Raw genomic sequence first — 25,144 nt, forward strand, 5'->3', positions numbered from 1 at the left:
CCCCTCCCCCTCTCCGCTCACAGCAAGGAAACCCCATGTCCACCAGATCTCCCCTGCGCGGATCCCGCCGGCTCGGCGGCGCGCTGCTGACCGTGGTCCTCGGCGTCGGCGCCCTGTCCGCCTGCGGCAACGACGAGAAGACCGACGGCGGCGACCAGGCCGGGGCGTCCGCCGCCGGCTTCCCGCGCACCGTCAAGACCGCGATGGGCGACGTCAAGGTCCCCACGAAGCCGAAGCGCGTCGTGGTCCTCGACACCGGAGAGCTGGACGACGTCACCATGCTCGGCATCAAGCCGGTCGGTGCCGTCTCCCCGCACATGAAGACCGCCGGCGGCTTCCCGAACTACCTCCAGGGCAAGGTCGAGGGCGTCACGGACGTCGGCCCGCTGCTGGAGCCCAACCTCGAGAAGATCGCCTCCCTCAAGCCCGACCTGATCCTCTCCTCCAAGGTCCGGCACGAGAAGATCTACGACAAGCTCAAGGGCCTGGGCATCCCGACCGTCTTCACCGAGACCACCGGCGGCCCCTGGAAGGACAACCTCAAGGTCCACGCCAAGGCGCTCGGCATGGAGAAGGAGGCCGACGCCGCCCTGAAGAGCTACGAGGGCCGCGCCAAGGCCCTCGGCGAGGCGATCGAGAAGAAGTACGGCAAGATGCCCACCGCGTCGGTCGTCCGCTTCGTCGCCGGGCCCACCCGCCTGTACCAGCGCTCCTCCTACAGCGGCGTCGTCCTGGACGACATCGGCCTCAAGCGCCCGGAGTCCCAGTCCTCCACCGACCCCAAGGTGACGATGAAGGACGTCAGCGCGGAGCAGATCGACCGGGCCGACGCCGACCTGGTCTTCGTCACGCTCGCCGACGACCCGCAGAAGACCCAGCAGAAGACCGTGACCTCCAACCCGGTCTGGAAGGACCTCAAGGCGGTCAAGGACAACAAGGTGTTCGAGGTCCCGGACGAGACCTGGATGTCCGGCATCGGCGTCCAGGCCGCCGAGAAGATGCTCGCCGACGTGGCCAAGGCCGCCGGCGTCGAACTGCCCAAGAAGTAACCGCCGCCGGGGAACGGGCGGGCCACCGTCCCACACCGCCCGCCCGTTCCCCGTGCCCGCGCCATGCTCACCGCCGGTCCGCCGCCGGCTCCGCTCGTTCCGGAAGGGGCGCCGCTGATGCGGCTCTACCTGCTCGCGCTCAACCCCACCGACTCCGTCTCCGAAGGCTTCCTGCCCGCCGCCGCCCGGCTCGGCCTCGACGTCACCGTCCTGACCGACCAGCCGGAACCGCACCGGCGCCGCCACCCGCACACCGAGATCCTCGAGTGCGACGTCCGCGACTTCCGCGCCGTCATCACCCGGATCGCCACCCACCACCCGGCCGCCGCGGTCTTCACCAACAGCGACCACCTCCAGACCCAGGCCGCCCTGGCCGCCGACTACTTCGGGCTCCCCGCCAAGGACTGGCGCGCCACCCTGCGCGCCAAGGACAAGGCACAGCTGCGCCGCCACCTCGCCGCCGCCGGCGCCGACACCGTCTGGTCGGCGGAGCTCCCCGCGGACCGGGACCCGGCGACGCTGACCGGCCTCGACGTGCCGTACCCCTGCGTGGTCAAGCCGCGTGAGGGCGTCGCCAGCGAGGACGTGGTCCTCGCCGACGGCCCGGACGAACTGGTGCGGCACGCCAAGGAGATCCAGGCCCGGCGGCCGGGCGCGGCCCTGGTCGTCGAGGAGTACCTCGCCGGTGAGCTGTACACCCTGGAGACCCTCGGCGACGGCCGGATACGCCACGTCCTCGGCGGCTTCCACACCACGCTCTCCGCGCCGCCGCACTTCATCGAGCAGCGGCACACCTTCGTCCCCGAGCACCCCGAGCCGGTCGTCGCCCAGGTCCTCGCCCAGCTCGACGCGCTCGGTGTCGGGTTCGGCGCCTGCCACACCGAGTTCGTGGTGCACCAGGGCCGCGCCCGGATCATCGAGGTCAACTACCGTGTCATCGGGGACCAGTGCGACCTGATGCTCGCCCAGCTGCTGGACATCCCGCTCTTCGCGCACATCCTCCGCACCCACCTCGGCGAGCCGCTCCCCGTCGACCTGGGCGCCCGCACCGACGGCGCGGCCCGCATCGACCACCTCTGCGCCCCCGCCGCCGGCACGCTCACCGCGGCCCCCGAAGCCACCGAACGGACCGTCGACGGGGTCCGGCTGACCTACCGCCCGCTGCGGGCCCTGGGGGAGCGGCACGAGCTGTACCACACCAACCGCGACTACGTCGGCGTGCTCCGGGCCACCGGCACCGACCAGCAGGCGGTGGACCGGGCCGCGGACCAGCTGCTCGCCGCGCAGCGTTGGGAGATCACCCCGTGACCGGCACCACCACGCTCTCCGACGCCACGCCCTCCGCCACCGCCGAGGCGGATCTGCTGCTGCGCGTGCTCAGCGCGCTGCTCCGGGAGGACGTCGTCGGCCTGCGCAGCCACAGCGCGCCCGTGGAGCGCGCGGACGGCCGGTGGCTGCGGCGGGCGGCCGCCGACGGCGACGCGCTGCTGCTGCCGGTCGCCGAGGACGGCTTCCAGTGCGAGACGGCCGCCCGCCGGCCGCTGCTGCTCCGCGAGTCCGACGGCACCGAACTGGCCACCACCGACGAGATCCTGGCCGCGCTGCGCGCGCTCGCCGACCCCGTCGACCGCGACGGCTTCGACGCCTTCGCCGAGGAGTGCCGTCAGACGCTCGCCACGATGCGGCTGCACACCGAGGCGCGCGGCGAGGTCCTGGACCGGCTCACCGCCCGGTACGGCGCCGACCCCGCCCACTGGACCGGCCTGGCCGGCGGCCTCGCCCACGACACCCTCGCCGCCCACCACGACCACCCCGTCTACCCCACGGCACGCGGCCGCTCCGGCCTCGGCGAGGACCAACTGCGCGCCTGGGCGCCGGAGTTCCACCCACGCTTCGCGCTGCGCTGGCTCGCCCTGCCACGGCACGCCGTCACCCTCGCCGAGGGTGCCACCGGTCTGCCCGGCCACTGGCCCACCCCGGCGGACCTCGGCCTGCCGGAGCTGGAGCGGAGCCACCTGGCCCTCCCCGTCCACCCGCTCACCGTGGGCGCCCCGCTGCGCGAGGCCCTGCGCGAGGCCGGCCTGGAGGACCAGGCGCACCTCGCCGGGCAGCCGCACCTGGAGGCGATACCGACCCTGTCGATGCGCACGGTCGCCCTCACCGCCGACCCCGCCCTGCACCTCAAACTGCCGCTGGCCACCGCCACCCTGGGCCTGCGCAACCGCCGCACCATCAAGCCCCACACCCTGGTCAACGGTGCCCTGGGACAGCGGCTGCTGGAGACCGTCATCGCCCGCGAACCGCGCTTCGAGGGCAGGATCCTGCACGCCGACGAGTCCACCTACGCCCACGCCGGCCATGAACTCCTCGCCACCCTGTGCCGCCGCTACCCGGCCGGCCTCGACGACGCCGTCGTCGTCCCCCTGGCCGCGCTGCTGAGCGAGGCACCCGGCGGCCGTCTGGTCGTCGACCACCTCGCCGACCGGTTCCACGGCGGCGACCCGATCGCCCTGCTGGACGCCTGCCTCACCCTCCTGTTCGACTGGCAGACCACCCTCTTCGGCTACGGCATCGGCCTGGAGTCCCACCAGCAGAACATCTCCCTCGTCCTCGACCGGGACGGCGGCGCCACCCGGCTGCGGCTGCTGTTCAAGGACAACGACGGGCCACGGATCAACGCCCGCCGGCTGCGCGACACCCTCGGCACCGGCGCGTTCGACCCCGCTGCCTTCGCCGACCCCCGGATCCTCGTCGACGGCGACGAGCCGGTGGCCGACCTGTTCACCACCATCACCGTGCACCTGTGCGCGGGTGCGTACGCCTTCGGGCTCGCCCGCCACGGCCGCGCCCCGCTGGAACGGCTCCTCGGGCTCGTCCGCGACCGCCTCGCCGAGGCCGTCGAACGGCTCGGCGGCGCGCCCGGCGGCCCCGGGGCCACGCTGCGCACGCGGGTCCTGGACGCACCCCGCCTGCCGGTCAAGGCGATGGTCACCGCGGGCACCCTGCTCAGCAAGGAACGCTCCGGCGCCGCCGACATCAACAAGCACTACACGCACGGCCCCAACTACCTGCGGCGGCCCGGTGGTTCACGATGACCGCCACCGCGTCACCGGACCGCGCCCGGGCCGCGGCCGATTCCGCCACGGTGGCCGGGCCGGCCCCGGCCGCCGCTTCCCCGCTCAGCCGCCGGCACATCCACGCCGTCGCCGGCTGCTACTTCGTGGCGTCCTTCGCCGCCCTGGGCCTGCCGCCCTACCTCTCCGCGATCCTGCCGGAGCTCGGTGACCACACCGCGCACTGGGCCGGCCTGCTCTACGTCGTCCCCACCGTCTTCGGCGGGCTCGGCGCCCCGCTGTGGGGCCGGCTCGCCGACCGGTTCGGCCGCAAACGGCTGCTGCTCCGTGCCCAGCTGGGCCTGGCCGTCTCCTTCCTGCTCGCCGGATGGGCCGACTCCCTGGCCGTCTTCACCGCGGCGCTGGTCCTCCAGGGCGTGCTCGGCGGCACCTTCGCCGCGTCCAACGGCTACCTCGGCGCCGCGCTGGAGGGCCCCGCGCTGTCCAAGGCGCTCACCCTGATGCAGGGCAGCGCCCGCGCCGCCCTCGTCTTCGCACCCATCGTCGTCGGCGCACTCTCGCCCTGGCTGTCACCGCACCGCCAGTACGCGCTGCTCGCCGTGCTGCCGCTCGCCGCGGCCCTGATGCTCGCCACGCTCCCCGAACCGCGCGAGCAGGAGAAGCGGCCCGGCGCCCAGGCGGCCGACGCGGCCGGGACGGCCGGGAAGGCCGGGGACGAGCCGGCCGGGACCGGACCCGCGCCCGGGCCCCTGCGCGCCCTCTACGCCTTCGAGTTCGCCTTCGTCTTCTCGACCGTCATCTCCTTCCCGTATCTGATCTCCCTGATCGAGGAGCGCATACCGGGCGCCTCCCCGCTGCTCTCCGGAGTGCTCTTCGCCCTCCCGCACCTGTGCTACCTGCTGTGCGCCATGGCCGTGCACGCCGCGTTCCACCGCCGCCCCCGGCTCGGCATCACCCTCGGCTTCGGCTGTATCGCGCTCGGCCTCGCCGCACACGTCCTGGCCGACTCGCTCGCCGCCTTCATCGCCGTACGGCTGCTGCTCGGCGCCGGCCTCACCCTCGGCCTGGTCTGCCGCTCCGTGCTCGCCGCCGACTGCGCCAAGGGGCGCGCGCCGGGCGGGATGTTCGGCTCGCTGGAGTTCGTCTCCAAGGCCGGCGCGGTCGCCGCCGGCCTGGCCGCCGCGGCCGGCAACAGCTTCTTCGGGCCCGCCGCGCCCCTGTTCACCGGCACCGCCGTCGCCCTCGCCACGGTGCTCGCGGCCGCCCTCCCCGCCCTCATCCGTCGCCCTTCCCAGCCCCTTTGGAGCCGTTGATGTCGCTGCCCGCCGGCACCGCCCCCCTCCAGGCGCCCTCGCCCACCGCCACCCCGGACGGCCTGCCCACCGCCGACGAGGCCGTGGCGCACACCCTCCTCAACTGCCTGCTGCGCGAACTGTCCGGCCCCGAGCACCAGACGGCCGTCGCCGACGGCCATCTGCTCCTCCGGCTGCCGCGCCGCGGTGTGCTCCTCCGGGTCGCGCTGCGCCGCACCTCGCTGCTCGGCGCCCACCGGTTCACCGGACCGGTCACCGAACAGCGGCCGGACGGCGGCTGGGACAAGACCGACTGGCGCCGCCTCGCCGAGTACGCGGGGGCCGAACTGTCGCTGCGCACCGGCGTGGACAACGAGGAATTCCGGGAGCAGATCCACTCCAGCCACCAGGCCCTGACCGCCACCCTCGCCGCGCACACCCCGGCCCGTACCGGCGACGGTCCCGAAGACCCCCTCGCCGCCTACCTCGTCTCCGAACAGTCGCTGCTCTTCGGCCACCGGTTCCACCCCACCCCCAAGGCCCGCACCGGCGACCCGGCCTCCTGGGCGGCGTACGCACCCGAGACGGCGGCGTCCTTCCCGCTGCGCCTGTTCGCCGTACGCGACCACCTGATCGCCGAGGAGTCCGCGGCGGCCGGCGCGACCGCCGCGGTGGACGCGCTGCACCCCGCCGTGCCCGACGGCTACCGGCTGCTGCCCGCCCACCCGTGGCAGTACGAACTGCTCCACCACCACCCCGCGTTGCGGGCCGCGTTCGACCGCGGCGACCTCCTCGACCTGGGCGTGAGCGAACGGCCCTTCGCGGCCACCGCCTCCGTCCGCACCCTGTACGACGGCGACACGTTCCTGAAGTTCAGCCTGAACGTCCGGATCACCAACTGCCTGCGCAAGAACGCCAGTTACGAGCTGTCCGGCGCGGTCGCGCTGACCCGCCTGCTGGCGCCGGTCCTCGCCGACCTGGAGACCCGCTACCCCGGCAGCGCCATGCTCCGCGAACCCGCCTACCGCAGCCTCGCCCTGCCGGGTCCCGACGGCAGCCCGGACCGCACCCTGCTCGAAGGGTTCGGCATGATCGTCCGCGAGGGTCTGGACCGGCGGCTGGCCCCCGGCACCACCCCGCTGCTCGCGGCCGCGGTCGCCGACGAATACCCGACCAGCCCCGCCCACATCTCCCGCCTCCTGGAGGGAGCCGGTCCGCAGACCGCCCTGGACTGGTGGGCCGCCTACCTCGACCTGCTGATCCCGCCGGTCCTGGCCGCGTACTTCGAGCACGGCATGGTCCTCGAACCGCACCTGCAGAACGTCCTGGTGTGCGTCGACGGCGACGGGATGCCCGCCCAGGTTCTCTTCCGCGACCTGGAGGGCACCAAGCTCGTCCCCGACCACCACGCCGACACCCTCGCCGCGCTGCCGCCCGAGGTCGCCGGCCCGATGACGTACGACGCCCAGCGCGGCTGGGACCGGGTCGTCTACTGCCTGCTGGTCAACCACGTCGCCGAACTGCTCGCCGCGCTCGCCGACCTGCACCCGCACACCGAGGCCGAGCTGTGGGCGCGGGTCCGCGCCGCCATCCAGGCCTACGCCGACGCCCACGGCTGCCCGCCCCTGCTCAGCGCCCTGCTGGCGGGCGTACCGCTGCCCGCCAAGGCCAACCTGCTCACCCGCTGGGAGCGCAAGGCCGACCGGGACGCCGGCTATGTCCGCCTCGCCTCCCCGTTTCCCCTCGCCGAACACGTACTGACCGGCGCCGCCCGCACCGACGAGCCCTGGAGCACCGCCCGATGACCGCCCCCACCGCCGCCGTCCGCGAGCGTGCCCTCGCCCTGCCCGGCGACCAGCTGCCCGCCTACCTCTACGACCTGGCGGCGCTGCGCGACCACGCGGCCCGGGTACGGGCGGCGCTGCCCGAGCGCGTCGAGCTGTACTACGCCGCCAAGGCCAACCCGGAACCGGAGATCCTGGCCGCGCTCGGCCCGTACGTGGACGGCTACGAGGTCTCCTCGGGCGGCGAACTCGCCCACGTCCGCGCGACCGTGCCCGGCCGGCCGCTGGCCTTCGGCGGCCCGGGCAAGACCCCCGCGGAGATCACCGCGGCCCTGGCAGCGGGCACCGAACGCTTCCACGTGGAGAGCGTCTGCGAACTCCGGATGCTGGCCGCCCTCGCCGCCCGCACCGCCCCGGACGCCCGCATCCCGGTCCTCCTCCGCTTCAACCTCCCGCTGGCCGCCGACTCCCTCGAGGACAGCTCCCTGGCCATGGGCGGCCGCCCCAGCCCCTTCGGTCTCGACCCCGCCGAGGCCGACGAGGCCGTCCGCCTCCTCACCGACGGCTCCTGCCCGCAGCTTGAGTGGCGCGGCGTCCACGCCCACCTGGCCTCCGGCCTCGACGCACCGCAGCTCCTCGACGCCGCCGAGTCGATCGTGACCTGGTCGCTCGCGCTGGCCGGCCGGCACGGCCATCGCCTCGCCGAGGTCAACGTCGGCGGCGGCATGGCCGTCGACTACGCCGACCCCGGCACCCGCTTCGACTGGGCGGCCTACGGCGCGGGCCTGGCCCGCCTCACCGACGCCCACCCCGGCCTGCTGCTCCGTATCGAACCCGGCCGCGCCCTGACCGCGTACTGCGGCTGGTACGCCACCGAGGTGCTGGACGTGAAGCACAGCCACGGCGAGGAGTTCGCGGTCGTCCGCGGTGGCACCCACCACCTGCGCACCCCCGCCACCAAGGGCCACGACCAGCCCTGCACGGTCCTGCCGGTGTCCGCTCCCTGGCCCCACCCCTGGCCGCGGTCCACGGCACGCCAGGACCGGGTCACCCTCACCGGCCAGCTGTGCACCCCGAAGGACGTCCTGGCCCGCCAGGTCCACGCACCGGGCCTCCGGGCGGGCGACCGGGTGGCGTTCGGTGTCACCGGCGCCTACGCCTGGAACATCTCCCACCACGACTTCCTGATGCACCCGCGTCCGACGTTCCACTTCCTGGCCGGCGGTACCGGCTCCGGCCGCACGGAGGCGAGCTGACATGCTGCGCCCCAACGCCGTCAAGCGGAAGCTCGCCGAGGGCGAGGAGGTCCACGGCCTCTTCTGCTCGGTCCCCTCCGCCACCCTGGTCGAGATGATCGGCTGTGCCGGATACGACTTCGTCATCCTCGACACCGAGCACACCCTCGTCGATCCGCAGCAGCTGGAGCACCTGATCCGCGCCGCCGAGGCCACCGGCCTCACCCCGTTCGTGCGGGTGCCCGAGGCCGACCCCGGCGCGGTGCTGCGCGCGCTGGACGCCGGGGCCATGGGCATCGTTGTCCCGCACGTACGGACCCGGGCCGACGTGGACGACGCGGTCCGGGCCGCGTACTACGCCCCCAAGGGCATGCGCTCCCTCAACGGCGGGCGCGTCCCCGGCTTCGGACTGATCGACCTGCCGGAGTACGTGAACCGGGCCAACGCCGAGGTCATGCTCATCCCGCTCATCGAGGACGCCGAAGGCGTGGACGCCATCGACGGCATCCTGGCGGGCGGCGGCATCGACCTCGTCCTCCCCGGCCCCGGGGACCTGTCGCAGTCCTACGGCGTGCCCTGGCAGCTGCGCCACCCCCGGGTGCGGGACGCCGTGCAGCGCCTGCGCACCGCGTGCGCCGGCCACGGCGTGCCGTTCTGCGCGATGGCCCGGACCCCCGAACGCCAGGCGCAGTGGCGGTCCGACGGCGTCCGGGCCTTCGTCCTGGGCGAAGCGAGCGACCTCGCCGCCACCGCTCTGCGCGACCACCGCGCGGCCCCCGCTCAGGGCTGAGCCGCGCCCGGCCGTTACTCAACTGGTGGTTAAGGCCGCCGAAGTTCACTGTCCGTAAGTGGACTGGTGCGTCCCGTTCGTTGCGTGCAAGTATGGGGAACGCGGCGGGAACGGCCTTAACTGTTCGTTGGGTTCGCCGTGGGACGTCGCGGGATGTCGTGGGGTTTCCGAAGAGCGTCGGTTCGGGGAACGGGGGATGGGCGTGGGAGGCGACGACCGGGCCGGAGCCGCGGGCAGTGTGCTCGCGGAGCGGCTCAACCACCTCTTCGCGAACATGCACCCGCCCGGTGCGCCGTACACCAACGCCTTCGTGGCGGAGGAGATCAGCGGCGGGGCCGAGGAGTACGGCGGGGTCAAGGTCACCGAGCAGTACCTGTCGATGCTGCGCAACGGCAAGCGGGCGAACCCGGGTCCGGAGCTGCTGCGCGCGCTGGCCAAGTTCTTCGCCGTACCGGTCGGCTATCTGCTGGGGGACCTCTCCCAGCCGCAGGCCGCACGGGTGGAGGAGGAGGTCCGCTTCCTCGCCGCCATGCGGGACCAGCGGGTGCGGGCGATCGCGCTGCGCTCCGTCGGTCTGCCGCCGGAGGTGCAGGACAGCCTGACGACGATCATCTCCCAGTTCCGGCAGCAGATGAACCTGCCGGCCGACCCGCCGGAACCGGGGGGTGAAACGGGGTGAGCGGGCCGGTCGGGACCCTTGACCGGGGCCGGCCCTTCGCCACCTGGCGGCCGGCCGGAGACGAGGACGGGACGAGCATGCGAGTGGGGCGGATACGCAGGCGGTGCAAGCGGCTCATCAAGGAACTGGCGCTGCCCGCCACGACCGATCTGCGCGGGCTGTGCGACATCGTCGCCACCCGCGTCGAACGGCCCGTGCGTCTGGTGCCGATGAGCCTGGGCGGGGTCGTCTCGGGCATGACGGCCGTCACGGACGACGGCTACTGGGTCTTCTACGAACTCAGGACCTCACCCTGGCACCAGGCCCACATCGTGCTGCACGAACTGAGCCATCTGCTGCTGGGCCACGGCCAGGACCCGGCCATCACCGAGGACGCGCTGAAGATGTGGACGCCGTCGGTCGATGCCGCCACCGCCCTCCGGCGGATGGGGCTGACCATGGGGCTCGCCCGGCACCACGGCTACGACAACCTCGCCGAACGGGAGACCGAGGTGCTCGGCACGCTGCTGATGGAGCGCGTGGTGCCCACCGTGGCCGAGCGTGAACTCCCCCTGGAGGGCCAGGCCGCGGAGCTGGCGGCGGCCCTCGGGCCCGCGCTGCAGCACATCCGGCGGGCGCAGGACGCCCCGGCCGGGGGAGCGGGCGCCGACGGCGTCGGCGCGGGCGCGGCGGGCGACGGGAGGCCGCGTGTTTGACCTCATCTACCTCTCCTTCGGGATCGCCGCCTGGGGCATCGTCGGGTACAAGTCCCTCGCCTGGTTCCGCGACCGCGGCAACACCGACCTCGGACTCGCCTGTGTGATGACCGGCGGGGTCGCGACGGTCTTCCTCTTCTCCGCGCCCAGCCTCTACCGGGCCTTCGACCGGCTGGTGGGCGTGGCCAACCTCGCCATGGTCTTCCTCTACTCCTCCGTCGTGGTGTTCGCCACCGGCGCGCTCGTCCTGCTGCTGCGCTGGACGGCCGGCGAGGGCGGCGCCGCCCGGGCCGGTGCCCGGAAGCGGGCCCGCGCCGCCGTCGGCACGGTGGCCGTGCTGTGGGCGGTGGCGATCACCGGCTTCGCGGTCGGCCGCCCCGACGCCGTCGAGCACCCCAGGGACTTCAGCACCGCCTACACCGACTCACCCGGAGTCATGCTCTTCCTGGTGCTGTATCTGGCCATCTTCGGATCGAGCCTCGCGGCCCTGGGTACGCTCTGCCCCCGCTACGCGGCCCGGCTCGGCGGCACCCATCTCGCCCGCGGCCTGCGGGTCCTCGCCGCGGGCTGCTGGCTCGGCCTGGTCTACTGCGCCTGCAAAGTCATCGGCTTCGTCCTGTCCTGGACGGGGCACCCCGCGCTCTGGCTCTCCAACGGAGTGGCGCCCCTGAGCGCCTCGGTCGGCGCGATCCTGGTCCTCGCCGGCTTCGCGCTGCCGGCCGTCGGCCCCCGGGTCGCCGCCTGGCGCCGACTGCGACGGCTCTCCCCGCTCTGGCGGACCGTCACCGCACAGACCCCCGAGATCACCATGGAACGCTCGGCGTGGCCGCTGCGCTGGCCGTTCGCCGACCTGGAGTGGCGCGCCAACCGGCAGATGGCCGAGATCCGGGACGTACAGCGCGGAATCCGCCGCCATGTGGAGTCGGACGCCGTCGACATCGCCCGGGAACGGGCCCGCGCGGTCGCCCTCGACGACCGGCAGCTGGCCGCCGTCGCCGAGGCCGCCGCGCTCCGCCGGGGGCTGGAGAACCGCGCGGTCGGCCACGTCCCGCTCCACGGCGCCGACAGCGTGGTGGTGGCCGACGGCTCGGACCAGGCCGGACTCACCGCCGAGTACGAGCACTTGGCGCTGGTCGCCGACGTCTACCGCTCGCCGCTGATCGAGACCGTCCTCACCGAACTGCGCCAGCGGAGCGCGATGGCACGCAACTGAGGAACCGAAGACGTGGTGGCCCGGCACGGGGGTCCGGGCCGCCCGGCACCACGGAGGTGGCACCGGTCCACGCGGCCGGTGCCACCTCCGCTCGTACCGCCGCACGGCATCGACCGCGTCAGCGCTGCGGAACGAAACGTGCGGCGAACACCCCGTCCGCCGGAGGCCTACAGTCGGGATCATGCAGAACACCGCCGGGACGGGCCCCGCCGCCCCCCTCGACCCGACCCCCCTCCTCGACGATCCGCACACCGCGTACGCGGCGCTGCGCGAAGCCGGCCCGGTCCACCGGATCACCGGTACCGACGGGAACCCCGCATGGCTGGTCACCCGCTACGACGACGTCCGCCGCGCGCTCGCCGACCCCCGGCTCTCCCTGGACAAACGCCACGCCACCCCCGGCGGCTACCGCGGCCTCGCGCTGCCGCCCGCGCTCGACGCCAACCTCCTCAACATGGACCCGCCGGACCACACCCGGATCCGCCGACTGGTCGTCAAGGCCTTCACACCGGGCCGGGTCGACGCCCTGCGCGCCCCCGTACGGCGGGTGGCCGACGGCCTGCTGGACGCCATGGAGCGGCGCGGCGCCCCGGCGGACCTGATCGCGGACTACGCGGGGCCGCTGCCGATCGCCGTGATCTGCGATCTGCTCGGGATCCCGCCGCACGACCGTCCCGACTTCCTGGCCTGGTCCAACGCCCTGATCACCCCGGACCCGTCCCGGCCGGAGTCGGCGAAGCAGGCCGTCGGGGCGATGCTGGAGTTCTACACCGGCCTGATCGCCGCAAAGCGGGCCGAGCCGGGCGACGATCTGCTGTCCGACCTGATCGCGGTGCGCGACGACACCGACGGCAACGGGCACCGCGACCGGCTCTCCGAGGACGAACTGACCTCCCTCGCCTTCCTCATCCTCCTCGCCGGTTACGAGAACACCGTCCACCTCATCGGCAACGCCGTGCTCGGCCTGCTCGACCGCCCGGAACAGCTCCGCCGGTTGCGACGGAATCCGGCCGAACTCCCGACCGCCGTCGAGGAGTTTCTCCGCTACGACGGACCGGCCCCCCTGGCGATCCGCCGCTTCCCCACCGAGGACATCGAGATCGGCGGCGTACGCATCCCGGCGGGGGACACCGTGCTCCTGTCGATCGCGTCCGCGAACCGCGACCCGGCCCGATTCCCCGGCCCCGACACGCTGTCCCCTGGCCGCGACGTCTCCGGGCACCTCGGGCTGGGCCACGGCATCCACTACTGCCTCGGCGCCGCACTCGCCCGCATGGAGACCGTCACCGCGCTCGACGCGCTCCTCGGCCGCTGCCCGGACCTCCGCCTGGACGTGCCACGTGACACGCTGCGGTACCGCAGAACGCTCCGCTCGCGTGGCCTGATTTCGCTCCCCGTCGCCTGGTAATCCGCACACGCACAAGTTTTTGGAGCGTGACCGTTCCCCGATGCGGTAGAAAGGTTCCTGTGACCCGCCCGGTGTGCATCCCCCGTCGCACCGGGCGGGTCCTTCTGCGTGCCCGTCGTTTGCACTCATTGCGGATGCGATCCGCCGCCCGCGGCAGCCGGGCGGGCGAAACCGCTGTGCTCCATCCGGCCCAGCAACGCTGCGCGCGGCCGCTGCCCTACGTAGCGTGACGGCATGGCACGTGACGCACGAGTATCCAAGAAGGCAGCCGCGATGGCCCTGGCCGCCGTCGCGGGAATGTCGCTGACGTCCATACCGGCCGCTGCGGCCGTCCGCCCGACGGCCCGTCAGCCCGTCGAGACCGCCCCCGGCATACCGAAACCGCCCACCGGCCTCTCCGCCCTGTCCTGGCTGGTCGCCGACGCGGACACGGGCAACGTGCTGGCCGCCAAGGCCCCGCACCGCAGACTCGCCCCCGCCAGCACGATCAAGACGCTGTTCGCGGTCACCGTCCTGCCCAAGTTCTCCTCCGGCACGGTGCGCCGGGTCAGCACCGCGGACCTGGCCGGCCTCGGATCCGGCAGCAGTGTCGTCGGCGTCAAGGCGGGCCGCCGCTACACCGTCGACGACCTGTGGCGCGGCGTCTTCCTGCGCTCCGGCAACGACGCGGTACACGTCCTCGCCGCCATGAACGGCGGCTGGCAGAAGACCGCCCAGGAGATGGAGCAGAACGCCCGCAGACTCGGCGCGCGCGACACCACCGTGAAGTCCCCCGACGGCTATGACGCGCCCGGCCAGGTGTCCTCCGCGTACGATCTGACCGTCTTCGCCCGCGCCGGACTCGCCAACGCCGACTTCGCCCGCTACTGCGGCACCACTCGCGCCCGGTTCCCCAGCGTTGGCGGCACCCCGATCGAGAACTCCAACCGCATGCTGGCGGGCTCGCACGGAGTGCCGCGCTACCCCGGCATCATCGGCGTGAAGAACGGCTACACCAGCAAAGCCGGCAACACACTGATCGCCGCCGCCCGCCGGAACGGCCGTACGCTCCTGGTCACCGTGCTGAACCCCCGGTCGAAGGTCGCCAACAGCGTCTACAAGGAAGCCGGTTCACTGCTGGACTGGGGCTTCCGCTCGGCCGGCACCGCCGAACCGGTGGGCACCCTGCACGCCGTACAGAGCGGCCACGACGGCCAACCGCTCCTCCCGGCGGCCGCCCAGGCCGACGCCGCCGGCATCCACCCCGGATCCCCGTGGCGCCCCGCCCTCGTCCTCGGCGCGGGCCTCGCCGGGGCCGCGATCGTCGGCCTGGCCGGCCTGCTCGCCATGGGCCGGCGGGTACGCGGACGCAGTGAGTGAGACGGACCGGAGGACCGGCGCCTGCCGGGCAGCCCCGTGGGCCCCGGCCGCCGCCCACTCACCGGTCGTCACACAGGGCATCCTCCGGCCGCCTCATCGCCACGGCACAGACGAGGCGCGCTCCCCACTGCCGACACAGTCCCCATGCCCTTCCCCGCCCCCTTCCCCGGGCCGGTCAGACGGCCGGTCAGCTCCCGGGCCCAGGCCCGCAGCCCCGCGACATCGACCCCGTAGGGAGCGGCGTCCCCGTACGGCGCGATGGCCGCCGAGCCCCGGCCCAGCAGCGCCGCACCGCCTGCCGGGTTGCCCCGCGCCGCATGGGTGAGCCCCACCGCGAGCTGTGCGAGTCCCCGCCACAGCTCGCGCTCCGCCTCCGGCGCCGCCTTCCAGGCGTCCTCCAGCACCTCATGCGCGTGGAACGGCATCCCCTCGTCGAGCAGCCGCTGCGCCTCGGCCAGCGCCGCCGCCGGTGCACGGGACACCCCCTCGGGCTGCCGTGCCACGCCGGGCGCACCGTACGGCAGTGGCCGGCCCAGCCCGTCCCGCGGCCGGGCATTGCGGGCCCGCCCCCGCTCATCACGGTCCCGCCGCCGGACGCCACGCTGCCCCGCACCGGACCCCGGCTCCCCGCCGCCGGCAGGCTCACCTTGGACGTGCTGCACATCATTCACCCTTCGATTGTGCGCCCTCCCCACACCGGCTAAGGGACGCGCACGGGTGAGGAAGCGTCCGGTACGCGAAGGGACGGCGGGCCGGAGCCGTCCGCCGGGACGGTCCAGACGTCGGAGGCCCGGCCGTCGCGGCCCGGCAGCGCGTAGGCGAGGGTGTGGTCGTCGAGCCAGGCGGCCTGGTCGTCGACGCTGCGGGTCTCGGCAAGCGGGTGTTCGTGGAGCGTGCGCAGATCCAGCACGTACAGCCGCCAGGGGGCGGCGGCGTCCGCACGGACCCGCTTTTTGAAGGCGAGACGGGTGTTGTCCGGCGAGAGCGAGGGGCACTCCACGTTCTCGCGGAGCGTCCGCGCCGCCCACCCGCGCATATCGCCCTGGACGAGGTACGTCTTGCCCTTGGTCGACACGGTGGCGTAGAAGCGGTTGTCGTCGCGGGCGAAGGAGACACCCCAGTAGTTGACATCCGGCGAGTGGTAGCGGCGGCCGTCGAGGGTGAGCGGGATCTCCTCCATGTTCTTGATGAGGTAGCCGGTACGGGTGTCCAGGATCGAGGTGCGGGTCGAGAACGAGGTGGTGGCGTAGGAGTCACCGGTGGCGAACATCGTCCAGGACAACATCCGGCCGGATGCCGACACCCGGGCACGGTTGGGGATGCCGGTGAGCGCGATCCGCCGCTTCTCGCGCAGCCGCCGGTCCAGGACCACGGCGTACGACCGGGGCGGGATCCCGGGCCGGCGCTGGAGGCACAGCGCGGTACCGGTCGCCGCGTAGAAGCGGTCGCAGGCCGGGCCGTCGGCGGCCGTCGTCCGCGCGGCGGGTGCCGGGAGCCGGGCCACCCGGCCGGCTCCGGCGCTGCGGAAGTACAGCCGGCCGTGGTCGAGGCCGAAGGCCGAGGCCGGGTCGGTGGGTTCGGCGCGCCGGGCGGCGCCGACCGTGTAGACGACGGCGACGGCGGCCAGCAGCGCGGTCGCGACCGCCACGGCGACGATCCGGGCCCGGAGGGAGAGCGAGACGACCCGGGAGGAGGACGGGGGCATGGTCATGGCCGCTCCGGTCCACGGAGCAGGACGGCGGCCGCCACCAGCGCCGCGGCCAGGGCGAGGGCGGCGAGGAGCAGCGCGGGGCGGGCACCCCACAGCGTCCAGGCGGCGCCGAATCCGGCGGCCGCCAGCAGGCGGCACACCGCCTGCCCGGTCTGCAGCAGCGCCATCCCGCTGGCCCGCCGCGCGGCCGGAAGGACCGGACCGGCGAGGGCCATCAGCACCCCGTCCGTGGCCGCGTAGAACACGCCCAGCAACAGCAGCACACCCACCAGCAGTACCGGTCCGGCGCCGGTCGCCAGCAGCAGGAGATAGCCGCCGAGCAGCGCCGCGTGTCCGCACAGGAACGGCACCCGGCGGCCGATACGGTCACCGAGCCGCCCGGCCGGCACCGCGAGCAGCAGATACACCGCGGCCGCGCCCAGCGGCAGCAGCGGGAACCAGCTGACCGCGAAGTCCAGTTGGCGCTGCACCAGCAGGTAGAGGAACGCATCGCCGATGGTCGCCGCGCCGAGCAGCGCCGCCGCCACGAAGATCCGCCGGAAGGCGGGGTCGCGGAGCGGAGCGAGGAGCCCTGCGCGGGACCGCGGGGTGGTCGGTCCTCCGCGTCCCGCACGGGGCGGCGCGGGCGGCCCGGCCCGCCCCGGTACGAAGGCGACCAGCAGCAACACCCCGGCCACCCCGGCGCAGAAGCTCACCACGAACACCGCGTCATAGGCGTCGGCGGTGGCCCACAGCAGGGCGAACGCGGCGAGCGGTCCCAGCAGGGCGCCGGTGGTGTCCATGGCGCGGTGGACGCCGAAGGCCCGGCCGAGCGCGTCCGGGGGAGCGCTGAGCGAGATCAGCGCATCGCGAGGAGCGGTACGTACGCCCTTGCCGATCCGGTCCGCCGCGAGCGAGGCGCCGATGCCGAGCGTGCCGCCGCCGGCGAACAGCAGCCCGAGACGGGACAGCGCGGAGAGCGCGTAGCCGGCCCCGGCGACGAGCTTGTGGCGCCCGCCACGGTCGGCCGCATGCCCGCCCAGCAGCCGCACCAGCGCTGTCACGCCGTTGTAGAGGCCGTCGAGAAAGCCGAACTGGAGTGGCGACAGCCCCAGTTGGAGGACGAAGTAGAGCGGCAGTACGGCGGTGACCATCTCCGAGGAGACATCGGTGACCAGGCTGACCGCGCCAAGGGCCAGGACCGGCCCGCCGACGCGGCCACGCGTCGCCTTCCTCGCCGTCGTGGCCGCGTCCGTGGTGGCGAGGTACATCAGCCGGACCGCCCGCGCGCCGCGGTACCGAAAGACATCAGTGGCACTGGTATTCCGGACTGCTGTCCTTCGTCTTCCCGTCCGTGCCCACCAGCTCCCAGGAGAAGCCGGTGTCGGTGAAGTTCAGCTTCACCACCCCGAAGGTGTCGGTGATCCGCTTCTCGCTGTTCGGCTGGACCTCTTCGATGGCGTATGGGTTCGCCCCGCCCATCCCGGCGAGGAGCTCGACGATCCCGTTCTGATCGGCCCTGCCGTCCGGGTCCTGGGGTGCGAAGCGTTCGTAATGGTGATCATGGCCGTTGAGGACCAGCTCGGCCTTGGCGTCGTGGAGCAGTTTCCAGGCCGGGCGGCCGACCGGCGAGTTGCCGTGCTCGCCGGAGGAGAAGAGCGGGTGGTGCCAGTAAGCGGCCACGCACTTGCTGGAGTTGGCGGCGAGGTCGGCCTTGAGCCAGTCGAGCTGGGTGGAGTTCAGGCTGTTGGAGTCCAGCGCGATGAAGTGCCAGTTGCCCTGATCGTAGCTGTAGTAGCTCTTGCCCTCCGGATAGGCGATGGACCCGAAGTAGGCCTTGTACCCGGCGAGTTCCCCGTCCGGGTCGTAGGTCTCGTGGTTTCCGGCGATCGGGTGCGTCTTGTCCTTGAAGGCGCCCCAGGACGTGTCGTAGTAGCGCTGGAAGTCCTTGAGCCGGGCCTTGTCGTACTGGTTGTCCCCCATGGTGATCACGAACGCGGGGTTCATCTGCCGCACCAGCGCCGCGGTCCTGGGGTGCTCGCAGCCGCTGTCGCTCGCCGTGCACTTCTCGGCGATATCGCCGGCGGCGGCGACCGTGAATCCGCCCGCCGCGCGGCCGGGTGCGGCGTCCGCACGGTCCGCGGCCGACCACAGCGCGACACCCCCGACGAGCGCGAGGGCCGCACCCGCGGCGACGGGTATCGCCAAGCGGGGGTTCCTGACCAGAGGCTGCATATCCGTCTCCTGTGGCGTGGGGGAGCCGTCGGGGGCAACCATGGCGGCGCGACATGTCCGCGTCAAGAAAAATACGAGTCAGTACGGTGTACCACCCGCACACACAGGGTGACGCGCACCCCCACCGGCCCTCTCCCACCCACCCACGGGAGGGTCCGGCCCGCAGGACGCCAGTCCGGAGGGCCGGACCCGCGACGTACAGCCCCGCGCAGCGGCAACAGCGCCGCAGGCGCAACGGCGGGAGACGCCAAAAACAAACGGGGCGCCGCGACGGGCCACAACGGCGGGAACCCGCACGGCGGGACGGCCGACAACGTGGGAAGCCAGCCAAGCGCAGCGGAAAGCGTAAGGTGAACGACATGGCTGCCCGCCCCCGCGCGCCCCAGCCCGCCGTGTCGGTGCCCGACGACTGGCCCGCCCACCCGGACCTGACCCTTGCCCTCAACGGCATGGGCGCCTTCGACTGGGATCTCGACAGCGGGCTGATGCACCTGGACCCGCCCGCCCTTGAGGTCTTCGATATGCGGCCGGCGGAGTACGACGACCGGCCGGAGACCCTGAACCGGCGCGTCCCGGAGCCTGAGGCGGCCCGGCTGGACGCCCTGGTGACCCGCGCCCTCAAGGACGGCAGCGACTCGTACGGCGCCTACTTCCGCGTACGGCTGAGGGACGGCGAGCTCCGCTGGACCCACACCCAGGGCAGTATCCGCCGCGACAGCACCGGACGGCCCCGCCGCGTCATCGGCGTGGTCCGCGACGCCACCCATGAGTACATCCATGCCGCGGAGCGGCTCGCGGTCGATGAGGAGCGGCGCCGGCACACCAGCGTCGTCGAGCGCACCACCGTCGCCCTGGCGCACGCCAGAACGGTCGGCGAGGTCATCGCGGTACTCGCCGACGAGCAGGGGCTGAGCCGGCTGGGCGCGGAGAACGTCATCCTCGGGCTGGTCGAGGCGGGGCGGATCCGGCTGGTCTCCGAGGGCAGGGCGGGCAGCTTCGTCCCCGATCTGGAATACACCCGGGTCGCCGACGCGTTCCCGATGAGCGAGGTGGCGCGGAGCCACGCCCCGCGCTATGTGCGCAACCGCGCGGAGTTCCGGTACGGCTACCCCCGGCTGTGGCACGCCATCGAGCCGCTGAACGTCAACTCCGCCGCCTATCTGCCGCTGATCGCCCAGGGCCACCTGCTCGGTGTGATCGGCCTGTTCTTCGAGCGGGAGAACGACTTCCGCGACCAGGAGCGCAGTGTCCTGGTGGCCCTCGGCAGCAGCATCGCGCAGAGCCTGGCCCGCGCCATGCTCTACGACCAGGAGCACGAGATCGCCGCCGGCCTCCAGCAGGCGATGCTGCCGCGCCGGATCCCCGGCGTCCCCGGCGCGCAGATCGCGGTCCGCTACCGCTCCGCCCGGATGGGCCGGGACATCGGCGGTGACTGGTACGACGTGATCCCGCTGCCCAACGGCCGGGTCGCCGCCGTCGTCGGCGACGTCCAGGGCCATGACACCCAGGCCGCGGCGCTGATGGGCCAGCTGCGGATCGTGCTGCGCGCCTACGCCGCCGAAGGGCACGCCCCCGCCACGGTCATGGGCCGGGCCTCGGCCTTCCTCGACGAGCTGGAGACCGACCGCTTCGCCACCTGCATCTACGTCGACGCCGACCTGAGTACCGGCGCCGCCCGCATCGTCCGGGCCGGCCATCTCGACCCGCTGCTGCGGCACGCCGAGGGCATCTGCCGCCGGCTGCCGGTGGCCGGCGGGCTGCCGCTGGGCATCTCCTCCGCGTTCCGGCGGCTCGACTACCCCGTCACCACCGTCCGGCTCGCCCCCGGAGACACCCTGCTGCTGTGCACCGACGGCCTCGTCGAACGGCCCGGGACCGACCTCGACGAGGGGATGCGGCACCTGGCCCGCGAGGTCCGCGAGGGCCCGCAGAACGTCCAGCAACTCGCCGAACGGCTCTGCGAGTCCGCGGGCGACCGCACCGGCGAGGACGACATGGCGCTGCTTCTGCTGCGCCGGCTGGGCGCCCCGGAGCACGACACCGTGGGACGGTTCCGCCGGCACGTCGCCCCGGCCGACCCGGAAGGCCTCTCCGCCGCCCGGCACATGATCCGGGCCGCGGTGCGCGCCTGGGGCGCGGCCGAGCGGGCCGAGGAGATCGAGCTGGTCGCCGACGAGCTGATCACCAACGCGCTGGTGCACACCGACGGCGGGGCCGTGGTCCACATCCGGATGCCGCACAGCGTCGAGCGGCGGCTGCGGCTGGAGGTCGAGGACCACTCCAGCAGCCTGCCCCGGCGCCGTGAACCGGGCGAGTCCGGCGTCTCCGGCCGGGGCCTGCTCCTCGTGGACCGGCTGACGGACGTCTGGGGTGTGGAGCCGCGCGGCGGCGGAAAGTGCGTATGGTGCGAGTTCAACTGCCCCTGACCGGGTGGCGGTACCGCCCGGCATGAGCCGGGGGGAGCCCCGAGCCACCAGCAGGGGAGCGAACGGGCGCCGAGGGATCGGCACGGGCGAGTGAGGACGGCTTCATGGCAACGCGGGCTGCGGAACAGTGCGAGGAGGCCCGCCGGACGGCGGCGCGACTGGTGGCGGAAGGCGCCCGGAACGTGGCGATGACCTGGGTGGACAACGCCGGCATCACCCGCGTCAAGGCCATCCCGGCCCAGCGGCTGGCGGACGCCGTGACGCGCGGGGTCGGCGCGGCGCCGGTCTTCGACGTCTTCACCTCCGACGACACGATCACCGCGTCCGACCACCTCGGCGGGCCCGACGGGGACCTGCGGCTCTTCCCCGACCTCGGCCGCCTCACCACCCTCGCCGGCCAGCCCGGCTGGGCCTGGGCGCCGGCCGACCGCTATGAGCAGCTCGGCGCGCCGCACCCCGCCTGCCAGCGGCTGTTCGCCCGGCGGATGGCCGAGCGGGCCACCGCGGCCGGTCTGGAGGTGCGGATGGGCTTCGAAACCGAGTGGGTGGTCACCCGCGTCCCCGAGCGCCGCCCCTCGGCCGCCCCCGAGGCGTACGAGGAGCTCGACTACCCCTGCGCGGGCCCCGCGTACGGCATGACCCGGATCGTGGAACTCTCCGACTACCTCCGCGATGTCACCGAGGCGCTGGCCCTCCAGGACATCGACGTCCTCCAGCTCCACCCCGAGTACGCACCGGGCCAGTTCGAGGTCAGCACCGCACCGGGCGACCCGGTACGCGCCGCCGATGACGCCGTCCTGGTCCGCGAGACCGTCCGCGCGGTCTCCGCCCGGCACGGGCTGCGCGCCTCCTTCGCGCCGTCCGTCGTCGCCGGACAGGTCGGCAACGGCTGCCACCTCCACCTCGGCCTGTACCGCGACGGCCGCAGTCTGCACCGCGCTCCCGACGCCGCCTGGGGCCTGGCGCCGGACGCGACGGCGTTCCTCGGCGGTGTCCTGAACACCCTCCCCGCCCTGCTCGCTCTCGGCTGCCCGTCACCCGCGAGCTATCTGCGGCTCCAGCCCTCCCACTGGGCCGGCATCTACCAGTGCTGGGGCGTGGAGAACCGTGAGGCGGCGCTCCGCCTGATCACCGGCGCTCCCGACGACCCGGACGGCGGCCACGCCGAGGTCAAGCCCTTCGACGCCGCCGCCAACCCCTACCTCGCCGTCGGCGGGGTGCTCGCCGCCGGACTGCACGGCATCGACACCGCCGCCCGGCTGCCGGCGCCGCAGAGCGGCGACCCGGGCCACCTCGGCGTCCGTGAACGCGCCCGGCGCGGCATCGTACGGCTGCCCGCGACCCTCACCGAGGCCGCCGACCGGCTGGAGAAGTCGGCGCCGCTGCGCGAGGCGATGGGCGAGGTGCTGCACGGGGCGGTGCTCGCGGTCCGGCGCGCCGAGGAGGCGCACTTCGCGGACCACGGACCGGAGGAGATCGCCGCCGCCACCCGCTGGCGCTGGTGATGGCCACGGACGTCCCGGGGAGCGGCCCCGGCCCGGTCGACGGACTGCCGCCGCTGGTGGACCACCACTGCCACGGCGTGCTCCGGCACGACCCCGGCCCCGGGACGTTCGCCCGGTACCTCACCGAATCGGACCGGCCGCCCGCGGCGGGCACCACCTTCTTCGACACCCAGACCGGCTTCGCCGTGCGCCGCTGGTGCCCGCCGCTGCTCGGTCTGCCCGCGCACTGCCCGCCCGCCCACTACCTGGCCCGCCGCCGGGAGCTCGGCCCCGACGAGACCCGGCGCCGCCTGCTGCGCGCCACCGGCATCGGCACGTACCTCCTGGACACCGGGCTGCCCGGCGAGCTGACCGGGCCGGCGGAGACGGCTGCCGCCGGCGGCGGCACCGGCCACGAGATCGTCCGGCTGGAGACGCTCGCCGAGCACACCGCGGCCGCCGTACGGAACCCCGACGACCTCCCGGACGCGCTCGCCCTCGCCGTTCAGGACGCCGCGCGCACCGCCGTGGCATTCAAAACCGTCGTCGCCTACCGGCACGGCCTCGCGCTGTCCCCCGAGCCGCCGGGCACCGACGCGGTACACGCCGCCGCCCGCGCCTGGTCGGCGGCCGGCACGTCCCGCCTCACCGACCCGGTCCTGCTGCGCCACCTGATCCGGCTGGCCGTCGCCACCGGCCGCCCCCTCCAGCTCCACACCGGCTTCGGAGACCCCGACCTACGGCTCGACCACGCCGACCCGGCACTGCTCACCGGCTTCATCCGGGCCACCGCCGGCACCGACCTGGTGCTGCTGCACTGCTACCCGTACCACCGCCAGGCCGCCTACCTGGCGGCCGTCTTCCCGCACGTGTACGCCGACATCGGGCTGACGCTCACTCACACCGGCCCGCGCGCCGCCGCCGTCCTCGCCGAGTTCCTGGAGCTCGCCCCCTTCGGCAAACTGCTCTTCTCCACCGACGCCCATGGGCTCCCCGAGCTGTACGTCGTCGGCAGCGCGCTGTTCCGGACCGCGCTGGCGGGCGTGCTCGGTGCGTGGACGACGGCCGGTGCGTGGTCGGAGGAGGACGCCCGGCGGGTCGGAGCGATGATCGCCGCAGAGAACGCCCAACGGGTGTACGGACTTCCCTAGGGTCTGCCCGATGGGCCGGACCCCGGCATGCTTTACTGCGACCCGTGGCCCGTACAACGACCTCCGACGAGACCTCCGACGACACCTCCCCGGCGCACCCGGCAAAGCGTGAAATACCCACGCGCTCCCGGATATTCGCCGATCTGACCCCCCTGCGCATATCCCCGGACTACCGCCGCCTGTGGTGCGGCAACACCGTCTCCTGGATGGGCCAGCAGATGACAGCGCTCGCTGTCTCCCTCCAGGTCTACGCCATCACCCGGTCCACCTTCGCCGTCGGCCTGGTCGGCCTGTGCTCCCTCATCCCCCTGGTCGTCTTCGGGCTCTACGGCGGCGCGATCGCCGACACCGTCGACCGCCGCAAACTGGGCCTGTACAGCGCCGCGGGCGCGACCGCGATGTCCGTCGTGCTGGCCGCCGCGGCGCTCGCCGGATACCACCGGGTCTGGCTGCTCTACACCGTCGTCGCCCTGCAGGCCGTCTGCTTCGCGATGAACTCCCCGGCCCGCTCGTCGATGATCCCCCGGCTGCTGCCCACCGAGCAGCTGCCGGCCGCCAACGCCCTCAACTCCCTGACCAGCAACCTCGGTCTGATGGGCGGTCCGATGCTGGGCGGCGTCATCGTCGGCCTGTGGGGCTACCAGGCGGCCTACCTCATCGACGTGGTGGCCTTCAGCGGTTCGCTGTACGCGATGTGGCGGCTCCCGGCGATGCGCCCCGACCAGGGCGAGGGACCCCGGCGCCGGGCCTCCGTCCTCGACGGCCTGCGCTTCCTCGCCACCCGCCCCAACCTGCGGATGACGTTCTTCACCGACCTGGCGGCGATGGTTCTCGCCCAGCCGCGCGCACTCTTCCCTGCGGTCGCGGTGCTCTGGTTCGCCGGGGACGCCAAGACGGTCGGCCTGCTGGCCGCCGCACCCGCCGTCGGCGCCGTCCTCGGCGGACTGTTCTCCGGCTGGCTCGGCGGGATCCGCCGGCACGGCCTGGCGATCCTGCTCGCGGTGGCCTCCTGGGGCGCGGCCATCGCCTGCTTCGGACTCTCCCGGCACCTCTGGATCGGCCTGTTCTTCCTGGCGGTGGCCGGCTGCGCGGACACCGTCTCGATGGTGTTCCGCAGCACCATGCTCCAGGCCGCCACGCCGGACGCGATGCGCGGCCGCCTCCAGGGCGTCTTCATCGTGGTGGTGGCGGGCGGCCCGCGCCTGGGCGACTTCCTCGCCGGCTCGGCGGCCGATCTGACCTCCCCGGCCATCGCGATCACCGGCGGCGGCCTCGCCTGCGTCCTCGTGGTCATCGCACTGGGCTTCGGCCGCCGCGACTTTGCGCTTCGCTAGGGCCTGTCCGCTGCGCTTGGCCGGCTTCCCGCGTTGTCGGCTGCGGCGCCGCGCGTGTTGCTCGCCGTGGCGCCTGCGGCGGGCGTGGGTTTGTCGGGTGCGGGGCCGCTCCTCCGGACTGCCGTCCTGCGGAGCGGCCCCTCCCGTGAGGGGGAGGAAAAACGCTGAGTGGGGGCGTACACAAGTGGTCCACTACCCGCGCGTACGGGATGACGGCCACCCCCACCCACAAGATCCCCCACCCAC

General features: G+C 73.7%; 20 protein-coding genes. 16 read left to right on the forward strand and 4 right to left on the reverse strand.

Annotated features, from left to right (window positions below; genetic code table 11):
• The first annotated feature begins 35 nt into the window (after positions 1-35).
• The 12 genes from AZE13_RS21040 to AZE13_RS21095 all read left to right on the forward strand — a co-directional run bounded on the left by AZE13_RS21040 (position 36) and on the right by AZE13_RS21095 (position 14,578).
• A complete protein-coding gene (locus AZE13_RS21040; protein WP_066934106.1) occupies positions 36-1,049 on the forward strand; it encodes an ABC transporter substrate-binding protein in 1,014 nt (337 codons plus the stop codon).
• A gap of 117 nt (positions 1,050-1,166) precedes the next feature.
• On the forward strand, positions 1,167-2,357 hold the full coding sequence (locus tag AZE13_RS21045; protein WP_066934109.1) for an acetyl-CoA carboxylase biotin carboxylase subunit family protein: 1,191 nt from the start codon (positions 1,167-1,169) through the stop codon (positions 2,355-2,357).
• Positions 2,354-4,144, forward strand: a complete 1,791-nt coding sequence (locus tag AZE13_RS21050; protein ID WP_066934112.1) for an IucA/IucC family protein — start codon at positions 2,354-2,356, stop codon at positions 4,142-4,144. Before AZE13_RS21045 ends, AZE13_RS21050 begins: the two co-directional genes overlap by 4 nt.
• Positions 4,141-5,436, forward strand: a complete 1,296-nt coding sequence (locus AZE13_RS21055; protein WP_079124213.1) for an MFS transporter — start codon at positions 4,141-4,143, stop codon at positions 5,434-5,436. Before AZE13_RS21050 ends, AZE13_RS21055 begins: the two co-directional genes overlap by 4 nt.
• Positions 5,436-7,220 carry an IucA/IucC family protein gene (locus AZE13_RS21060; protein WP_079124214.1) on the forward strand — a complete coding sequence of 595 codons (1,785 nt, stop codon included), beginning with the start codon at positions 5,436-5,438 and terminating at the stop codon, positions 7,218-7,220. The genes AZE13_RS21055 and AZE13_RS21060 overlap by 1 nt, the downstream gene beginning before the upstream one ends.
• Positions 7,217-8,455 (forward strand): type III PLP-dependent enzyme, encoded by a 1,239-nt coding sequence (locus tag AZE13_RS21065; protein WP_066934115.1) that lies wholly within the window; start codon positions 7,217-7,219, stop codon positions 8,453-8,455. The genes AZE13_RS21060 and AZE13_RS21065 overlap by 4 nt, the downstream gene beginning before the upstream one ends.
• A gap of 1 nt (position 8,456) precedes the next feature.
• Positions 8,457-9,224 (forward strand): HpcH/HpaI aldolase family protein, encoded by a 768-nt coding sequence (locus AZE13_RS21070; RefSeq protein ID WP_066934118.1) that lies wholly within the window; start codon positions 8,457-8,459, stop codon positions 9,222-9,224.
• Positions 9,225-9,420: 196 nt separating this feature from the next.
• Positions 9,421-9,903, forward strand: a complete 483-nt coding sequence (locus tag AZE13_RS21075; RefSeq protein ID WP_066934120.1) for a helix-turn-helix domain-containing protein — start codon at positions 9,421-9,423, stop codon at positions 9,901-9,903.
• A gap of 77 nt (positions 9,904-9,980) precedes the next feature.
• Positions 9,981-10,598: a hypothetical protein gene (locus tag AZE13_RS21080; protein WP_398780187.1), complete on the forward strand. Its 618-nt coding sequence runs from the start codon at positions 9,981-9,983 to the stop codon at positions 10,596-10,598.
• Complete coding sequence (locus tag AZE13_RS21085) at positions 10,591-11,811, forward strand: MAB_1171c family putative transporter (RefSeq protein ID WP_066934126.1); 1,221 nt, start codon at positions 10,591-10,593, stop codon at positions 11,809-11,811. Before AZE13_RS21080 ends, AZE13_RS21085 begins: the two co-directional genes overlap by 8 nt.
• Before the next feature lie 181 nt (positions 11,812-11,992).
• On the forward strand, positions 11,993-13,219 hold the full coding sequence (locus AZE13_RS21090; protein ID WP_066934129.1) for a cytochrome P450 family protein: 1,227 nt from the start codon (positions 11,993-11,995) through the stop codon (positions 13,217-13,219).
• Positions 13,220-13,453: 234 nt separating this feature from the next.
• Positions 13,454-14,578 carry a D-alanyl-D-alanine carboxypeptidase family protein gene (locus AZE13_RS21095; RefSeq protein ID WP_066934132.1) on the forward strand — a complete coding sequence of 375 codons (1,125 nt, stop codon included), beginning with the start codon at positions 13,454-13,456 and terminating at the stop codon, positions 14,576-14,578.
• A 68-nt stretch (positions 14,579-14,646) separates the two neighbouring features.
• On the opposite strand, the gene AZE13_RS21100 is transcribed toward AZE13_RS21095, so the two are convergent.
• From AZE13_RS21100 to AZE13_RS21115, 4 genes are read right to left on the reverse strand one after another with little or no spacing between them, the layout of a single operon-like run.
• The gene (locus AZE13_RS21100) at positions 14,647-15,249 is read right to left on the reverse strand and encodes a DUF309 domain-containing protein (protein ID WP_258527907.1); all 603 of its coding nucleotides are present in this window, start codon (positions 15,247-15,249) and stop codon (positions 14,647-14,649) included.
• Between the two features lie 29 nt (positions 15,250-15,278).
• The gene (locus AZE13_RS21105; RefSeq protein ID WP_066934138.1) at positions 15,279-16,289 is read right to left on the reverse strand and encodes a hypothetical protein; all 1,011 of its coding nucleotides are present in this window, start codon (positions 16,287-16,289) and stop codon (positions 15,279-15,281) included.
• Entirely contained in the window at positions 16,286-17,539 is a 1,254-nt protein-coding gene (locus AZE13_RS21110) for an MFS transporter (protein ID WP_066934142.1), read from the reverse strand. The genes AZE13_RS21105 and AZE13_RS21110 overlap by 4 nt, the downstream gene beginning before the upstream one ends.
• A gap of 37 nt (positions 17,540-17,576) precedes the next feature.
• Positions 17,577-18,476 carry a metallophosphoesterase family protein gene (locus tag AZE13_RS21115; RefSeq protein ID WP_258527908.1) on the reverse strand — a complete coding sequence of 300 codons (900 nt, stop codon included), beginning with the start codon at positions 18,474-18,476 and terminating at the stop codon, positions 17,577-17,579.
• 386 nt (positions 18,477-18,862) lie between these two features.
• Here AZE13_RS21115 and AZE13_RS21120 point away from each other — a divergent pair, with 386 nt between their 5' ends.
• The 4 genes from AZE13_RS21120 (at position 18,863) to AZE13_RS21135 (ending at position 24,898) form a co-directional block, all read left to right on the forward strand.
• A complete protein-coding gene (locus tag AZE13_RS21120) occupies positions 18,863-20,929 on the forward strand; it encodes a SpoIIE family protein phosphatase (protein WP_066934147.1) in 2,067 nt (688 codons plus the stop codon).
• 104 nt (positions 20,930-21,033) lie between these two features.
• Complete coding sequence (locus AZE13_RS21125; protein ID WP_066934150.1) at positions 21,034-22,434, forward strand: glutamine synthetase family protein; 1,401 nt, start codon at positions 21,034-21,036, stop codon at positions 22,432-22,434.
• A complete protein-coding gene (locus tag AZE13_RS21130) occupies positions 22,434-23,564 on the forward strand; it encodes an amidohydrolase family protein (RefSeq protein ID WP_066934154.1) in 1,131 nt (376 codons plus the stop codon). The genes AZE13_RS21125 and AZE13_RS21130 overlap by 1 nt, the downstream gene beginning before the upstream one ends.
• Before the next feature lie 44 nt (positions 23,565-23,608).
• Complete coding sequence (locus AZE13_RS21135; protein WP_066934157.1) at positions 23,609-24,898, forward strand: MFS transporter; 1,290 nt, start codon at positions 23,609-23,611, stop codon at positions 24,896-24,898.
• The last annotated feature ends 246 nt before the right edge of the window (positions 24,899-25,144 follow it).

The sequence above is a fragment of the Streptomyces sp. NBRC 110611 genome (assembly GCF_001590865.1).
Taxonomy (GTDB): Bacteria; Actinomycetota; Actinomycetes; order Streptomycetales; family Streptomycetaceae; genus Streptomyces.

What these genes read in the sequence shown, in the direction of transcription:
- AZE13_RS21105 (WP_066934138.1), bottom strand. Translation starts at nt 16,289, where the DNA reads ATGACCATGCCCCCGTCCTCCTCCCGGGTCGTCTCGCTCTCCCTCCGG.
- AZE13_RS21040 (WP_066934106.1), top strand. Translation starts at nt 36, where the DNA reads ATGTCCACCAGATCTCCCCTGCGCGGATCCCGCCGGCTCGGCGGCGCG.
- AZE13_RS21080 (WP_398780187.1), top strand. Translation starts at nt 9,981, where the DNA reads ATGCGAGTGGGGCGGATACGCAGGCGGTGCAAGCGGCTCATCAAGGAA.
- AZE13_RS21090 (WP_066934129.1), top strand. Translation starts at nt 11,993, where the DNA reads ATGCAGAACACCGCCGGGACGGGCCCCGCCGCCCCCCTCGACCCGACC.
- AZE13_RS21045 (WP_066934109.1), top strand. Translation starts at nt 1,167, where the DNA reads ATGCGGCTCTACCTGCTCGCGCTCAACCCCACCGACTCCGTCTCCGAA.
- AZE13_RS21060 (WP_079124214.1), top strand. Translation starts at nt 5,436, where the DNA reads ATGTCGCTGCCCGCCGGCACCGCCCCCCTCCAGGCGCCCTCGCCCACC.
- AZE13_RS21125 (WP_066934150.1), top strand. Translation starts at nt 21,034, where the DNA reads ATGGCAACGCGGGCTGCGGAACAGTGCGAGGAGGCCCGCCGGACGGCG.
- AZE13_RS21075 (WP_066934120.1), top strand. Translation starts at nt 9,421, where the DNA reads ATGGGCGTGGGAGGCGACGACCGGGCCGGAGCCGCGGGCAGTGTGCTC.
- AZE13_RS21120 (WP_066934147.1), top strand. Translation starts at nt 18,863, where the DNA reads ATGGCTGCCCGCCCCCGCGCGCCCCAGCCCGCCGTGTCGGTGCCCGAC.
- AZE13_RS21055 (WP_079124213.1), top strand. Translation starts at nt 4,141, where the DNA reads ATGACCGCCACCGCGTCACCGGACCGCGCCCGGGCCGCGGCCGATTCC.
- AZE13_RS21095 (WP_066934132.1), top strand. Translation starts at nt 13,454, where the DNA reads ATGGCACGTGACGCACGAGTATCCAAGAAGGCAGCCGCGATGGCCCTG.
- AZE13_RS21130 (WP_066934154.1), top strand. Translation starts at nt 22,434, where the DNA reads ATGGCCACGGACGTCCCGGGGAGCGGCCCCGGCCCGGTCGACGGACTG.
- AZE13_RS21065 (WP_066934115.1), top strand. Translation starts at nt 7,217, where the DNA reads ATGACCGCCCCCACCGCCGCCGTCCGCGAGCGTGCCCTCGCCCTGCCC.
- AZE13_RS21070 (WP_066934118.1), top strand. Translation starts at nt 8,457, where the DNA reads ATGCTGCGCCCCAACGCCGTCAAGCGGAAGCTCGCCGAGGGCGAGGAG.
- AZE13_RS21110 (WP_066934142.1), bottom strand. Translation starts at nt 17,539, where the DNA reads ATGTACCTCGCCACCACGGACGCGGCCACGACGGCGAGGAAGGCGACG.